Below are 13,149 nucleotides of genomic sequence, written 5' to 3'. Positions count from 1 at the left end.
CCAGCAATAATGCAATTTCGATAACATTCCTCCCACTGCCGATCTGGTCAGGGAGGATGTATGCACACCCGGTTCCTCAGTTTTATCGCCTTCGTGCTTGCCCTTGGCATCATTGCCGCCTGCAGCGTGCCTGTCACGCCTGCGGCCGAAGCCAGCAAGCCTGCGCCCCGCACCAGCGCCACCTACGCGCTGCACCAGGGCGAGGTCGTCACGCTGGCGCCGGGCACCACGCTGAAGCTGGACCGCGTGAACGACAGCCGCTGCCGCAAGGGGCAGGTGTGCGTCTGGGAAGGCTATATCAGCTACAAGTTCACCTTGGAAGACCGCAAGGGCAGGAAGAGCTTTGTGCTGGCCGAGAAAATGCCGAACATCAGCCGCACCGCCACGGAGAACGGCCTCACGTTCACGCTGGAGGGCCTCGATCCGCCCGAACCGGCTGAGCTCAACGCGGCCGCGCCGGATTATCGGGTAAGCTTGAGGGTCAATATAACCCGACCTTCCTGAGCCCATGAGCCCACGACCACGCCTCGTCCCTCCTACCCTTCTCGTTTCCACCATCGTCATTTCGCTGGCCCTCAGCGGGCCCGCGTTTTCCAAGACGCCGGTTGCCACAGGCACCGGCGGCGCAGCAGCCACCATTTCGGAGCAGGCCACGCAGTCGGCGATCACCATCCTGAACAAGGGCGGCAACGCCGTGGATGCGGCCGTGGCGGCAGCGGCGACACTCGGCGTGACCGATCCGTTCAGCTGCGGCATCGGCGGCGGCGGCTTCATGGTGATCTACCTGGCCAAGGACAAGCGCGTGATCACCATCGACCACCGGGAGACCGCGCCTGCGGGCTTCTCGCCCACCGTGTTCACGGAAAACGGCAAGGAGATGGATTTCGAAAAGGTGGTGGCCAGCGGCATGTCGGTGGGCGTGCCCGGCACGGTGCGCGGCTGGCATGAAGCGCTGGACCGCTACGGCAGCATGAACTTCAAGCAGGTGCTGGCGCCCGCCATCAAGGTGGCCAGCGACGGCTTCCGCATCAACGCGAACTTCTCCCACCTGATCGACGTCAACGCGGGCAAGTTCCAGCTCTTCCCCGCCACGGCCGCGCTCTATATGAAGGACGGCAAAGCCCTCCCGGCAGGCACGCTGCTGCGCAATCCGGACATGGCGAAGGCCTACCGCGAAATCGCGTCCGGCGGCGTGAAGGTTTTCTATGAAGGGAAAATTGCGCGCGCCATCGTGGATGCGGTGAACAAGCCGCAAACGGCGGGCGGCGCCCAGGCCCGCGCGGGCAACATGAGCATGGCCGACCTGGCGAACTATGAAGCGCGCCTGCGCCAGCCGCTGAAGAGCACCTATCGCGGCTACGAGATCTACGGCATGCCGCTGCCGAGCAGCGGCGGCGTGGCCGTGGCCGAGGCGCTGAACATCCTGGAAGGCTACGACCTCAAATCCATGCCGCGCGAGAAGGCCGAGCATCTTTACATTGAAGCGAGCCGCCTCGCCTTCGCGGACCGCAACGCCTACCTGGCCGATCCCGAATTCGTGGAAGCGCCCGTGGCGGGCTTGATGAGCAAGGAGTATGCGGCCCGCCGCCGTGAACTCATCGACCCGAACCGCGCCGGTGCGGCACATGCGGCAGCCGGCGACCCTTATCCATTCCAGAAGGACATGAGCTATCCCCTGCGTCCAGCGACCGCGAAGCTGCTGGCTGAAGGAGCGCATACCACGCACCTGACGGTATCGGACAAGGAAGGCAATGTGGTGTCCTACACCTTCACCATCGAGTCCTGGGGCGGCAGCGGCATTACGGTGCCGGGCTATGGTTTCATCCTGAATAACGAGATGACTGACTTCGACTTCAGCGGTCCACATCCGAACGTGCCGGAAGCGGGCAAGCGTCCGCGCAGCAGCATGTCGCCGACCATCGCCTTCAAGAACGGCAAGCCTGCGTTCACCATCGGCAGCCCTGGCGGCTCCACCATCATCACCACGGTGCTGCAGACCATCGTCAACTACGTGGACCTTGGCATGCGCATGGACCAGGCAGTGGATGCGCCCCGCATCTCCGAGCGCAACGGCGCCGCGACGGACGTGGAGCCGGGCTTCGCAGGTTCAGGCCAGGGCGGCACGCTGGAACGCATGGGCCATCGCTGGGGCGAGCAGCAGGAAATCGGCGCCGCGAATGCGCTCGTCTTCAACCCCGACGGCACCGTAACCGCCGTCAGCGAAGGCAAGCGCCACGGCATCGGCAGCGCCATGGTGCAGAAGTCGGCGCATTGACAGCAGAGGGGACAGACCCCATACGGGGTCTTATATCTTCAACATACGCTAAATTATGTCTGCGGGCATGCCAGTCTGATAGGTCTGTGGGAGCAAATCCCGTGGGACAGCCAATGACGGCATGCTCGATTCTTTGTAGCCCGAACAGTTGTCAGGGGGCGAACCCCGGATCAGTAAGAATGGGAGAAAGAATCATGCAGAACGCAGACGATGGGTTGTACGTCGGGATCGATGTCAGCAAGAAGAGTCTGGACGTCGATAGTCTTCCGCTGTCACATCGGGCGCAGTTCCCCAATGACGCGGGTGGTCATCAGAACCTGAAAGCCAGGTTGTTGCAGCTACAGCCGCGATGGATCGTGGTGGAGGCGAGCGGCGGTCTCGAAATGGAATTGGTCAGCGTACTGGCAACTGCGGGGTTGCCAGTGGCGGTCATCAATCCCAAACAGGCCAGGGATTTCGCCAAGGCCATTGGCGTGCTTGCGAAAACTGACCAGGTCGATGCCATTGTTCTGGCCCGCTTCGGGCAAGCGGTCAAACCGGCACTGCGTCCAATTAAAGACGGTGAGCTACGCCATCTGGAGGACGTTCTGACTCGAAGACGCCAGTTGGTCGATATGCTCACAGCTGAGAAGAACCGAAAGCTGCAGGCGACCGCTCTCATTGCAAAAGAGATCAATGAGCATATTGAATGGCTCGAGCAGCGTATCAAGGGCACCAATGGTGATCTGGGGCGGGCTATCAAGGAAAGTCCGCTATGGCACGCTAAAGCCGACCTGCTCTCATCCATCCCCGGCGTAGGCTCCATCACCGTCGCAACCCTGCTGGCGCAGTTACCCGAGCTTGGCACGCTCAATCGGCGCGAAATCGGTGCGCTGGTTGGCGTCTGCCCATACAGCCGTGACAGCGGCAAGATGCGGGGGAAGCGAAGAATTTGGGGTGGCAGGGCATCGGTACGGGCGGTCCTCTACATGGCCACCTTGGTCGCCATCCGACACAATCCCGTCCTCAAAAGCGCCTACGCCCGGCTGCTCGCGGCAGGAAAACTCAAGAAAGTAGCCATCGTGGCTTGCATGCGCAAGCTGCTCGTCACCATGAACGCCATGTTGCATAACAACGAGAGGTGGGCAGCAACCCTCGATTAATTAATCAAGACAGTTGCTGTCCCCGGTGTCACAGTCCGTCACCGAACACAGTCAGCCATTCACCACCCTGCTGTCGCGTGGCGCCTGCTCCCGCTCCGTCATCCCATAATCCCGCACCACGTGCGCGATCCTGAGCCGGTAATCCCTGAACAACTCCCCCCTCCCCGCCTTCTGCGCCCCGCGATGCGCCTCAAGCTGCCGCCACTGCGCAATCGCCTCCTCATCTCTGAAGAACGACAGCGACAGCACCTTGGACGGGTCGCTCAGGCTCTGGAAACGCTCAATTGAAATGAATCCATCGATCTCCTCCAGCAAAGGCCGCAGCCCCGCCGCAATATCCAGATACTGCTGTTTGCCTTCCGCATGTGGAAGCACCTCAAAAATCACCGCAATCATGCCACCTCCGTAAAAACAGGAATACGCGCGTTCAGCGAACGCCGGTAATGCCAGGCCAGATGCGCAGGCGCAAGGCCCAGCTCCTCCAGCGCTGCCACAGTAATGGTCTCCGCAAGCTCGCGGCCAGGGCATCGATGCACGCCGTGGCCGAAGGTCATCCCGGCTGCTCCCAGCACCACAAGTATCGCCTCTCCCGCAGCCACGCGCACGCCGCCCAGCTCCGCATCCTCAGCCACGAAGCGCCGCGTGTTATGAATCGATGGATCAAGGCGAACAGTATCGCGCACCAGCTGCGCAGGCTCGCCATCCGGCTGGCGCCACCGAGCGATGATGCTGTTCCCCAGCAGCCCCGCCGTAGCCTCATAGGTCTGCGACATGAGCCCCACGAGATTGGCCAGCATCTCCGCGCTGCCGTCCTCCATCCGCTCCATGGCCGACATCAGCATCCGCGCCGCCCCGTGGGAGCCCTCGATCTGTTCGGCCGAGCTCAGTGGCGAAAGGCAGGCGACGAAAGAGCGTACCTGCGCCGCCACCTGCTCCAGTTCCTCGTCGCCAAAGCCCAGCAGCGACGCAATGACCCGCACCGGCACTTCATCCATATAGCGGTTCAGCGCCGCCACGTCGCCAGCTCCCGGCTGCATACGTGCGGCGATGGCGCGGGCACGCTGCGCTACTCCGTCCGCGCCCAATGCCGCGATACGCGCCTGGACCGCCTGCCTTGCCGAGGCATGCTTTTCTCCGTCGTTCATGCGCGCCAGCCTGCCGAACAGCTCCCCCGCGCTGCCCGCGATAGCCGCGGGCACAGGCTCCTTCACCGGCCGCACGCGGCAGGCGGCATGCGACATCACTTCGCGCACCAATGCGGGCGCCGCGGCGAGCCAAAGCCCGAGGCGCTCGTCGCGAACAAGCCGCTCCTGCTTTGCCAGCTCTGCGTACCAGGGATAGGGATCGGGATGTGTCGGTGCTGCGAGAGCATCTGCCGGTGGGATGTATTGCATTTTTCTGCCCTTTGCTTGATCGGATTTGTGCAGTATCCTGAAAAAGACACATCAACAATTCGTCCGGGATCGAACTATGGATGCAAATGCCGACAACTACCTCGCCCGCATCGCAGGCGCCATTGCCGAACCCGCGCGGGCGCGCATGCTGTGCTGCCTGCTGGACGGTCACGCGCGTACCAGCACCGAGCTTTCCGTGGTGGCCGAAGTCAGCCCCTCCACCGCCAGCGCCCATCTCGCGCGGCTGAAGGACGAGCATCTCGTAATCCAGCTGGCGCAGGGCAAGCATCGCTACTACCAGCTTGCGGGCCACGATGTCGCAACGGCGCTGGAGGCCCTGCTGGTGGTGGCGGGCCTGCCCCGCCCCGAGTTCAAGCCGAACACACCGAACCGCCTGCGCCACGCCCGCACCTGCTACGACCACATGGCGGGCGCGGTCGCCGTCAGCCTGCATGACCACTTCGCTGCGCAAGGATGGCTCGCGCCGGAAGGTGAACGCGGCGACTACGCCCTCTCCGGCGAGGGCGAAGATCACTTCGCGGAGCTGGGCCTGGACGTCGGTGCAATGCGCAAGCAGCGCCGCCGCTTCGCCTGTCCCTGCCTGGACTGGAGCGAGCGCCGGCCGCATCTCGGCGGAGCGCTTGGCGCGGCGCTCCTGCAGCTGGCGCTCAAGCGCGGCTGGGTGGAACAGGACCTGGACAGCCGCGCCCTCAGCGTGCCGCCCAAAGGCGAGCGCCAGATGCTGAAGGCCTTTGGAATAAGCCCGCCTTAAGAATGCTTGAGCAATATAGCCTGACCATTTCGGCAATTGCTCAAGGAGATACAACCATGAAGAGCTGGCTCCGCAACAACAAGGGCTTCATCGCCTTCCTCATGATGTTCGGCCTGTTCCGCACGGCCGTCGCGGACTGGAACCCCATCCCTTCCGGTTCGATGCGCCCCAACCTGCTGGAAGGCGACGTGGTCTTCGTCAATCGCCTCGCTTACGATGTGAAGATTCCACTCACCGATATCTCCATCGGCCGCACGGGCGAGCCGCAGCGCGGCGACATCGTCACCTTCTCCTCGCCCACGGACGGTACGCGCCTCATCAAGCGCATCGCGGCGCTGCCCGGCGACACCGTCGAAATGCGCGGCGAGCGCCTTCTGATCAACGGCGAGCTTGCGGACTACACGGTTCTCGGCAACGCTGTCGAAACCATCGCGCCGCTGGGCGAGCTCCAGGCGCTGCATCTGCAGGAAACGCGCGGCAAGGCCAGCTATCCGATCCAGGTGCTCCCGCAGATCAAGGCCATGCGCGATTTCGGCCCAGTCACCGTCCCTGCGGACAACTACCTCATGCTGGGCGATAACCGCGACAACAGCGGCGACTCGCGCGTCTTCGGCACCGTGCCGCGCTCCCTGCTGATCGGCCGCGCCGAGCGCATCCTCGTATCCGCCGACATCACGGGCAACTGGATGCCGCGCGTCGACCGCTTCGGCCACACGCTGCGGCTGGAATAAGCGCCTAGTTCCTGAACTGCTGGATTACCCAGTCCTTCAACACCCGCGTGGATGGCCGCTCCGCCGCGCGGGGGCTGTACACAAAGTCATAGCGGAAGCTTTCCAGTTCGAGCGCAAAAGGCTGCACAAGAACGCCCGCCGCGAGCTCCTCCTGAACGAGCGTCAGACTTAGCAGCCCAACACCCTGCCCCGCCACGGTGGCCTGCACGGCGCCCAGTTCCTCCGTGAACGAAAGCCCGGCCTCAGGGTCCACCCCCTTGGCCTTCGCGGCATCCAGCCACTGGCGCCAGACCACGGCGCGGTCGTCGTTGCGAAGCGGCCCCCAGGCAAAGTGAATCAACGTTGCCTTCTTCAGGTCCGCCAAAGTCCTGATGCCGAGATGCGGGCTGCACACCGGTGCAAAGCGGTCGCGGAACAGGGGCTCGACAAGCATGCCCGGATAACGCCCGCTGCCATAGCGGATGGCGGCGTCCGCCTCCGTATCCAGGTCCACAGGCTTGTTGCTCGAATCGAGGCGAAGCGACCAGTCGGGCCAGCCCTCCGTGAACGAAGAAGCCCTTGGCGCAAGCTGACGCGCCGTGAACGCGAAGGTGGACGACAGCGTCGCGCGCTTCGTCCCTTGGGCATGGCGCAAGGCCTCCAGGGCGCGTTCGAAGCTGTCGAAGCCATCGCGCAGCACCGGAAAGAGCTGCAGCCCGGCGGGCGTGAGCGTCACCTTGCGCGCCGAACGCTCGAACAGCTTGAGGTCCACCGACTCTTCCAGATGGCGGATCTGATGGCTCACCGCGGTGGGCGTCACATTCAATTCGTCCGCCGCGTCCTTGAAACTGAGGCGGCGCGCCGCCGCTTCAAAGACACGCAGGGCGCTCAATGCAGGAAGTTTTCTCAAGATTAGTTTTTCTCACCTAACAAATGAAAAATGACCGTTTGTATGCTGTACGCACGGTGCCGATAATGATCTTATCTCATTTGAAAGGAGCACATCATGCAACTCGAACAGGTCCATACGCAGCCCGATCCTTACGCCCCCTACCTGCTGTCCCAAGCCATCCGCGCAGGCGGCCTGGTTTATGTCTCGGGCCAAGCCGGTGTCGGCGACGACGGCGCCATTGTCGGCAAAGACGACTTCGACGCACAGGCCGACCAGGCCTTCCGGAACCTCGAGCGCGCCCTCAAAGCGGGCGGGTCCAGCCTCTCCCGCGTCATCAAGGTCACGATCTTCCTGACCTCCATGAGCCACTTCCCCAAGATTGTGGAGCTGCGCCGCAAATGGTTCCGCGCCCCCTACCCCGCCGATACCATCGTTGAAGTCTCAGGCCTATATTCGCCAGACGCGATGATCGAGATCGAAGCCATTGCCGCGGTGGCCGAATAAAATGCTACCTTATCGATCTGGACGTCTTCCCTGGAATCTAGCTCATGAATAGCAAGTTCACTGCTTCTGTCCCATACCTTCACACGGAACGGCTCACGCTTCGTGAATATCGGCGTGAAGACTTTGATGCGTTCGCGGCGCATCTCGCCGACCCTGTAAGCGCGGCCCACCTGGTCCCGGCCGACCGGCAGGCCGCATGGCGGATCTTCTGTTCACACGCAGGACTATGGCTCATACATGGAGCCGGATGGTGGTCTGTCGAGGAAAAGGCGACTGGCCGGCTCGTCGGGAGTGTTGGCGCGTTCTTCCGCGAGGGATCCAATGAGATGGAGCTTGGCTGGAATACCTACCGTACCTTCTGGGGACGGGGATTCGCGAACGAAGCAGCGGCGATAGTATTGAGCTATGCGCTTGAGACCCGGCGCGAACCAAAAGTCCGGGCTCTCATCGCTTCAGCCAATGAATCGTCGTTGCGCGTTGCGAAGCGTCTTGGCATGACGCATGAAGCGGAAACCGAGTTATACGGGAAGGCGGTGGGAGTTTATACGCGTGAGCGGGTTGGCTCACCTGCTTGAGCTTGCAAAAAAAAAGCGGTGGCCTGTTGCCAGGACCACCGCAAAGGGAAGCGCGCCATGGGGCAGGCGCCTGTGAAACTCCTTACGTACTACTCATTCCTTACAGATGCGCCGCAATCTGCGGCAGCAGGTCGTCGAAGGTGCGGCCCGCACCGTTCTCGCCGATGGCGTGCATCTTCCATTCGCCGTTGTGGCGGTACAGCTTGGCCATGATCTGGGCGTTGTGCTGCCCCTGCACGGACAGGTTGAAGCGCGCCACTTCCTTCCCGTTTTCCGCGCTCACCAGGCGGCAGTAGGCGTTCTCCACCTGCGCGAAGCTCTGGCCGGTGAAGCTGTTCACCGTGAATACGATGCTGCGCACGTTCGCTGGCACGGATTGCAGCGCCACATTGATCTGTTCATCGTCGCCATCGCCCGCGCCGGTGCGATTGTCGCCGCTGTGGAAGATGCTGCCGTCGCGGCTCTTGAGCTGGCGGAACCAGACTACGTCCACCGGCTTGTTGGCGTCGTCGAACAGCACGCAGGATGCGTCCAGGTCGATGTCCGCGCTCTTCGCGCCGAAGCCGAGGAAGCCTTTGCTCTTCACCGCATCCCAGCCCAGACCCATTACCACGCGGTTCAGGGAGCCGCCGGCTTCCTTCTCCAGCGAGATCTTCTGACCCTTCGTCAAATTCACTGACATTGCATTACTCCTTTCATTGGCGGCCGCGCGTCAGCCAGGCGACGAAGTTGTCGCGGTTGCGCGAGCACACCAGAACTTTTCCCGCGCCCGAGAAGCGCAGCACCATGCCTTCGCCGCTCGTGACGCTGTTCACCAGGCTCCCGAGGAAGCCGCCGCCGCTGCCGGTCGTCACCGAGATGTCGTAGCGCAGCGCGCTGTCCCAGCAGACGACGTGGGCGTTGTCGATGACCACATCCTTGCCCGGCTCCACCTCCAGCTGGGAGATCGAACCAAAGCCCGATACCACCAGCTGGCCCGTACCCTGGGTCTCCGTGATGAAGAAACCGCCGCTCTGGCCGAACAGGGCGTTGCCGATGTTCTGGGTGCGCACCTTCAGGTCCACGCCGAAGGTCGCCGCCACGAAGGCGCCGTCGCTCAGCATGTACTGGCGCTGGCCTACGTCGATCACCTGCATCGCACCGGGCAGCGTGGGCGACAGCAGGCAGTCGCCGTCGCCGCGCGCCGCTTCGATGTGCTGCTGGAAGAAGGACTCGCCGTTGGCGAAGGTGCGCATGAGCGCCGCACCGATACCGCCCTGCATGCGCCCCTTCAGTTCCAGCGTGGACTCCATCATCACCATCGCGTTCGATTCGCAGTAGATCTTCTCTCCCTGCCTCATCGACACGTGGAGGAAGGGGTCCACGTCACCGGTTACGGTAAAGGTGGGCATGGCTTATACGCTCACGCCGAAGGACGAGGCGAGCGCGCCCAGGCCGCCCTTGTATCCCTGGCCGACGGCCTTGAACTTCCAGTCGGCGCCGTTGCGGTATACCTCGCCGAACACCAGCGCGGTTTCCGTGGAACCGTCTTCCGAGAGGTCGAAGCGCGCGATCTCGGTGCCGCCCGCCGCGTTCACGCAGCGTACGAAGGCTTTCTGCACCTGGCCGAAGTTCTGGCGGCGTGCATCGGCGTCGTGGATGGTGACGCAGATGGCGATGCGGTCGATATCGGACGGCACTTTCGTGAGGTCGATGCTCACGGTCTCGTCGTCACCCTCGCCTGCGCCGGTGCGGTTGTCGCCGCTGTGCGTCACGGAGCCGTCGGCGGACTTCAGGTTGTTGTAGAAGATGAAGTCCTGATCCTTGCGCACCTTGCCGTCCGCCTTGAGCAGGAAGGCCGAGCTGTCGATGTCGAACGCCGCGCCATCGGTAACGCGCACGTCCCAGCCCAGGCCCACCGTCAGTTTCGACAGGCCGGGTGCTTCCTTGCTCAGGTTAACGTTGCCGCCTTTTTGCAGACTGATTGCCATAGTGTGTTACTCCTTGTGTGTGGTCAGACACCTTGCATGCGCGGCAGGCTGGTGTCTAAAGCGCGCCGCGTTTTCCTTACTGCCCTCAAGCGCTCAGCGCGAGGGCTTCCTGTTTTTTCCGGTACTGCACCGAGGACCACAGCGAGGCGAGGATAAAGGCCACGCCAACCAGGCCGGTGAAGATCTCGGGAATATGGAATTTCATACTCGCCAGCATGATCACTGCCAGAATGCCGATTGCGTAGTGGGCGCCGTGTTCGAGGTAGACGAATTCGTCCAGCGTGCCCTTGTGCACCAGGTAGACCGTCATCGAACGCACGAACATCGCGCCAATCGCCAGGCCGAGCATGATGATCACAACGTCGGTGGTGATGGCGAAGGCGCCAATCACGCCGTCGAAGCTGAACGATGCATCCAGCACTTCCAGGTAGAGGAAGCCGCCGATACCGCCGCGCTTCACCATCTCGCCCACATTACTGCCGTCTGCGTCTTCCTTTTCCAGCAGGTTGGAGATCGCGTCCACGCCAACGTAGATCAGCACACCCCACAGGCCGGAAATCAGCACCACCAGCTTCTGGCCTTCCTCGACCAGGCTCAGACTCGCCATCAGCGCGCCCAGAGCCACCATCACGGAGATCGAGGACACCTTGCCCAGGGAGCCGAGCTTCTTCTCGACATTGCCCAGCCAGTGCGTTTCCTTCTCGTGGTCGAGCAGGAAGTTCAGGAACACCAGCAGCAGGAAGATGCCGCCGAAGGCCGCCACCTCAGCGTGGTGGTCCGTCAAATGCTTCGAATACTGTTCGGGCTCATTCAGCGCCAGGGTCCACACGTCCATCAGGCTGATGTCCGCCGCCACTGCCACAATCACCAGCGGGAAGAGCAGGCGCATACCGAAGACGGCGATGATGATGCCGACGCCGAGGAAGAGCTTCTGCCAGAAGGCGTCCCAGTTCTTCAACACCGAGGCGTTCACCACCGCGTTGTCGAAGGACAGCGACACTTCCATCACGCCCAGAATGGCGGCAATGCCCAGTGCCGAGAGCAAGCCTGCAACGCCTGCTTTCTCGTAGCCCCACCAGCCTGCAATTGCAAGGCAGATGAAGGTCACCAGGAATGAAATCCGGAAGTGCTTCATGAGATACCTCTTTGTTGTTGATCTATGTCACGCAGTGTAAGGAAAACACGATCCCGGAAAAATAGAAGATAATCAGAACTTCACTTCGCAAAAACCGAACCATGAAGACAAGCGGCATCAATTTCAGGCACCTTTACTTCTTCCGCGTGGTGGCCGCCGAGGGCAGCGTCACACGCGCCGCGGAGCGCCTTGGCCTCGCCATCCAGACGGTGAGCGCGCAGCTTTCGGCGCTGGAGCAGTCGGTCGGCAAGTCCCTGCTTACCCAGCAGGGGCGGCGGCTCGTGCCGACGGAGGCAGGCCGTGTGGCGCTCACCTATGCGGAGCAGATTTTCGAGCTGGGAGACCGCATGCAGGAGGCGCTGGCGGAAACCGATGCGGGCAAAACGCGGCTGACGGTGGGCATTTCGGACTCACTGCCCAAGCTCATTGCCTACCGCCTGCTGCAGGCGGCCCTGCACATGGACCTGAAGGTAAAGCTGGTGTGCGTCGAACGCGAGTTCGAAACACTGCTGGCGGACCTTGCCCTGCACAAGCTGGACGTGGTGCTCACGGATCGCTCCGTGCGCGCCTCCGCCAGCCTGCGCGTGTTCAGCCACCTGCTGGGCGAGAGCGAGATGATGCTGTTCGGTTCACCGGCCCTGGCGCGCAGGCATGGCCGCCAGTTCCCGCAAAGCCTGAACGGAGCGCCGCTGCTGCTGCCGACGCGGAACAACGCCCTGCGCGGCCGCATCGACAAATGGCTGCTCGAGCAGGACGTGCGGCCGGACGTGGTGGGGGAGTTCGAGGACAACGCCATGCTGAATACCTTCGGCCGCGATGGCCTGGGCATGTTCTTCGCCCCCGCAGGCCTGGAGAACGACATCAAGGCGCAATTCGGTGCGGTGCCGGTGGGCGCCGCCTCCGGCCTGAGCGAACAGTTCTACGCGATTTCGAGCGAGCGGCGCATCAAGCACCCGGCGGTGGAAGCCATTCTGGAAGCGCAGAGCGGCTTGTTCGACTAGCCTTTGCGGTACTGCGCTGCGAGCGCGGCAAGGCCCGCGTCCGCGTAGCGCAGCATATCCTCGACTACGCCATCCGCATCGCTGAGCGAGGGGAAGACGTTCTGGCGCATGGCGGGCGGCGCCATCAGCAGCGCCAGGCAGGGCGACATCACGAAGAACAGCCCGCGTTGCAGGCCCGGGCTGTCGGGCGGCAGGCCCAGGATCTGGCTCACGATGCCCAGCATGACCTTCGCCTTCGGCGCAATCGCCTTGTGCACGAGGGCAGGCGCAAACGGCGTGGGCGCCAGCAGCTCGCGGATCACCACACGGGCGCCCCAGTGCGCATCCGGCGCGGCGGCGCGCTGCACGATGCGGGTGAGGATGGTGCGCAGCTTGGCGCGCGGCGCCTCCTCGCTTGCCGCCACCGCCTGCATGTCTTCCAGCTTGATCAGGTGATGGTGGGCTTCCACCAGCACCGCCTCGTAGAGCTGGTCCCTGCTCCCGAAGTGATAGTTCACCGCAGCGAGGTTCACGCCTGCGCGCGCGCAGATCTCCTTGCTGGTCGCATCCGCAAAGCCGCGTTCAGCGAACACGCAGCCTGCCACGTCGAGCAGTTGCTGGCGGGTGGCGTCGCCGTCCTGGCGGCTGGTGCGGGAGGGAGCGGTAGACTTGCGAAGTGGGCGTGACATGGCGTGACATTGTAAGGCCAGAGACTACAAGATAGCACGCTACGCAAATAATTCAAATTGTAATTTGAATTTGATGTTAGACTGTCGCCATTCGTTCCCGTCGTTCGGAGA

At 62.9% G+C, this 13,149-nt stretch carries 16 protein-coding genes; 8 read left to right on the top strand and 8 right to left on the bottom strand.

Annotation, left to right across the window (positions count from 1 at the left end):
• Positions 1 to 60 precede the first annotated feature (60 nt).
• From LSQ66_RS01490 to LSQ66_RS01480, 3 genes are all read left to right on the top strand, one after another.
• Positions 61 to 504, top strand: a complete 444-nt coding sequence (locus LSQ66_RS01490) for a hypothetical protein (protein WP_231768054.1) — start codon at positions 61 to 63, stop codon at positions 502 to 504.
• 4 nt (positions 505 to 508) lie between these two features.
• Complete coding sequence (gene ggt, locus LSQ66_RS01485) at positions 509 to 2,275, top strand: gamma-glutamyltransferase (protein WP_231768053.1); 1,767 nt, start codon at positions 509 to 511, stop codon at positions 2,273 to 2,275.
• 194 nt (positions 2,276 to 2,469) lie between these two features.
• The gene (locus LSQ66_RS01480) at positions 2,470 to 3,417 is read left to right on the top strand and encodes an IS110 family RNA-guided transposase (RefSeq protein WP_231765801.1); all 948 of its coding nucleotides are present in this window, start codon (positions 2,470 to 2,472) and stop codon (positions 3,415 to 3,417) included.
• A gap of 51 nt (positions 3,418 to 3,468) precedes the next feature.
• Here the strand turns inward: LSQ66_RS01480 and LSQ66_RS01475 are convergent, their stop codons facing one another.
• Positions 3,469 to 3,813: an antibiotic biosynthesis monooxygenase family protein gene (locus tag LSQ66_RS01475; protein ID WP_231768052.1), complete on the bottom strand. Its 345-nt coding sequence runs from the start codon at positions 3,811 to 3,813 to the stop codon at positions 3,469 to 3,471.
• Complete coding sequence (locus LSQ66_RS01470) at positions 3,810 to 4,811, bottom strand: cytochrome P450 family protein (RefSeq protein WP_231768051.1); 1,002 nt, start codon at positions 4,809 to 4,811, stop codon at positions 3,810 to 3,812. Before LSQ66_RS01470 ends, LSQ66_RS01475 begins: the two co-directional genes overlap by 4 nt.
• A gap of 76 nt (positions 4,812 to 4,887) precedes the next feature.
• On the opposite strand from LSQ66_RS01470, the gene LSQ66_RS01465 reads away from it, so the two are divergent.
• Positions 4,888 to 5,583 carry an ArsR/SmtB family transcription factor gene (locus tag LSQ66_RS01465; protein ID WP_231768050.1) on the top strand — a complete coding sequence of 232 codons (696 nt, stop codon included), beginning with the start codon at positions 4,888 to 4,890 and terminating at the stop codon, positions 5,581 to 5,583.
• A 56-nt stretch (positions 5,584 to 5,639) separates the two neighbouring features.
• The gene (gene lepB, locus LSQ66_RS01460) at positions 5,640 to 6,314 is read left to right on the top strand and encodes a signal peptidase I (protein ID WP_231768049.1); all 675 of its coding nucleotides are present in this window, start codon (positions 5,640 to 5,642) and stop codon (positions 6,312 to 6,314) included.
• A gap of 4 nt (positions 6,315 to 6,318) precedes the next feature.
• On the opposite strand, the gene LSQ66_RS01455 is transcribed toward lepB, so the two are convergent.
• On the bottom strand, positions 6,319 to 7,203 hold the full coding sequence (locus tag LSQ66_RS01455) for a LysR substrate-binding domain-containing protein (protein WP_231768048.1): 885 nt from the start codon (positions 7,201 to 7,203) through the stop codon (positions 6,319 to 6,321).
• A 96-nt stretch (positions 7,204 to 7,299) separates the two neighbouring features.
• On the opposite strand from LSQ66_RS01455, the gene LSQ66_RS01450 reads away from it, so the two are divergent.
• Together LSQ66_RS01450 and LSQ66_RS01445 are read left to right on the top strand one after the other, a co-directional pair.
• Positions 7,300 to 7,689, top strand: a complete 390-nt coding sequence (locus LSQ66_RS01450; protein ID WP_231768047.1) for a RidA family protein — start codon at positions 7,300 to 7,302, stop codon at positions 7,687 to 7,689.
• A 44-nt stretch (positions 7,690 to 7,733) separates the two neighbouring features.
• Positions 7,734 to 8,264: a GNAT family N-acetyltransferase gene (locus LSQ66_RS01445; RefSeq protein ID WP_231768046.1), complete on the top strand. Its 531-nt coding sequence runs from the start codon at positions 7,734 to 7,736 to the stop codon at positions 8,262 to 8,264.
• Between the two features lie 100 nt (positions 8,265 to 8,364).
• On the opposite strand, the gene LSQ66_RS01440 is transcribed toward LSQ66_RS01445, so the two are convergent.
• From LSQ66_RS01440 to LSQ66_RS01425, 4 genes are all read right to left on the bottom strand, one after another.
• Positions 8,365 to 8,946 carry a TerD family protein gene (locus LSQ66_RS01440; protein ID WP_231768045.1) on the bottom strand — a complete coding sequence of 194 codons (582 nt, stop codon included), beginning with the start codon at positions 8,944 to 8,946 and terminating at the stop codon, positions 8,365 to 8,367.
• Between the two features lie 13 nt (positions 8,947 to 8,959).
• On the bottom strand, positions 8,960 to 9,655 hold the full coding sequence (locus tag LSQ66_RS01435) for a TIGR00266 family protein (RefSeq protein ID WP_231768044.1): 696 nt from the start codon (positions 9,653 to 9,655) through the stop codon (positions 8,960 to 8,962).
• A gap of 3 nt (positions 9,656 to 9,658) precedes the next feature.
• Positions 9,659 to 10,234 carry a TerD family protein gene (locus tag LSQ66_RS01430; protein WP_231768043.1) on the bottom strand — a complete coding sequence of 192 codons (576 nt, stop codon included), beginning with the start codon at positions 10,232 to 10,234 and terminating at the stop codon, positions 9,659 to 9,661.
• Positions 10,235 to 10,319: 85 nt separating this feature from the next.
• On the bottom strand, positions 10,320 to 11,369 hold the full coding sequence (locus tag LSQ66_RS01425; protein WP_231768042.1) for a DUF475 domain-containing protein: 1,050 nt from the start codon (positions 11,367 to 11,369) through the stop codon (positions 10,320 to 10,322).
• 101 nt (positions 11,370 to 11,470) lie between these two features.
• Here LSQ66_RS01425 and nhaR point away from each other — a divergent pair, with 101 nt between their 5' ends.
• The gene (gene nhaR, locus LSQ66_RS01420; RefSeq protein WP_231768041.1) at positions 11,471 to 12,370 is read left to right on the top strand and encodes a transcriptional activator NhaR; all 900 of its coding nucleotides are present in this window, start codon (positions 11,471 to 11,473) and stop codon (positions 12,368 to 12,370) included.
• Here nhaR and LSQ66_RS01415 read toward each other — a convergent pair.
• Positions 12,367 to 13,038 carry a TetR/AcrR family transcriptional regulator gene (locus LSQ66_RS01415; RefSeq protein WP_231768040.1) on the bottom strand — a complete coding sequence of 224 codons (672 nt, stop codon included), beginning with the start codon at positions 13,036 to 13,038 and terminating at the stop codon, positions 12,367 to 12,369. The two genes, nhaR and LSQ66_RS01415, sit on opposite strands and share 4 nt — an antisense overlap.
• Between the last annotated feature and the right edge of the window lie 111 nt (positions 13,039 to 13,149).

This window comes from Massilia endophytica (genome assembly GCF_021165955.1).
Classification (GTDB): domain Bacteria; phylum Pseudomonadota; class Gammaproteobacteria; order Burkholderiales; family Burkholderiaceae_D; genus Rugamonas; species Rugamonas endophytica.
Note: the sequence above shows the minus strand (reverse complement) of the source record. Positions and strands in the feature narration are given on the sequence as shown.

Excerpts from the sequence above, each read along its gene's own strand:
- LSQ66_RS01490 (WP_231768054.1), top strand. The coding sequence starts at position 61 with ATGCACACCCGGTTCCTCAGTTTTATCGCCTTCGTGCTTGCCCTTGGC.
- ggt (WP_231768053.1), top strand. The coding sequence starts at position 509 with ATGAGCCCACGACCACGCCTCGTCCCTCCTACCCTTCTCGTTTCCACC.
- LSQ66_RS01480 (WP_231765801.1), top strand. The coding sequence starts at position 2,470 with ATGCAGAACGCAGACGATGGGTTGTACGTCGGGATCGATGTCAGCAAG.
- LSQ66_RS01475 (WP_231768052.1), bottom strand. The coding sequence starts at position 3,813 with ATGATTGCGGTGATTTTTGAGGTGCTTCCACATGCGGAAGGCAAACAG.
- LSQ66_RS01470 (WP_231768051.1), bottom strand. The coding sequence starts at position 4,811 with ATGCAATACATCCCACCGGCAGATGCTCTCGCAGCACCGACACATCCC.
- LSQ66_RS01465 (WP_231768050.1), top strand. The coding sequence starts at position 4,888 with ATGGATGCAAATGCCGACAACTACCTCGCCCGCATCGCAGGCGCCATT.
- lepB (WP_231768049.1), top strand. The coding sequence starts at position 5,640 with ATGAAGAGCTGGCTCCGCAACAACAAGGGCTTCATCGCCTTCCTCATG.
- LSQ66_RS01450 (WP_231768047.1), top strand. The coding sequence starts at position 7,300 with ATGCAACTCGAACAGGTCCATACGCAGCCCGATCCTTACGCCCCCTAC.
- LSQ66_RS01445 (WP_231768046.1), top strand. The coding sequence starts at position 7,734 with ATGAATAGCAAGTTCACTGCTTCTGTCCCATACCTTCACACGGAACGG.
- LSQ66_RS01440 (WP_231768045.1), bottom strand. The coding sequence starts at position 8,946 with ATGTCAGTGAATTTGACGAAGGGTCAGAAGATCTCGCTGGAGAAGGAA.
- LSQ66_RS01435 (WP_231768044.1), bottom strand. The coding sequence starts at position 9,655 with ATGCCCACCTTTACCGTAACCGGTGACGTGGACCCCTTCCTCCACGTG.
- LSQ66_RS01430 (WP_231768043.1), bottom strand. The coding sequence starts at position 10,234 with ATGGCAATCAGTCTGCAAAAAGGCGGCAACGTTAACCTGAGCAAGGAA.
- LSQ66_RS01425 (WP_231768042.1), bottom strand. The coding sequence starts at position 11,369 with ATGAAGCACTTCCGGATTTCATTCCTGGTGACCTTCATCTGCCTTGCA.
- nhaR (WP_231768041.1), top strand. The coding sequence starts at position 11,471 with ATGAAGACAAGCGGCATCAATTTCAGGCACCTTTACTTCTTCCGCGTG.
- LSQ66_RS01415 (WP_231768040.1), bottom strand. The coding sequence starts at position 13,038 with ATGTCACGCCCACTTCGCAAGTCTACCGCTCCCTCCCGCACCAGCCGC.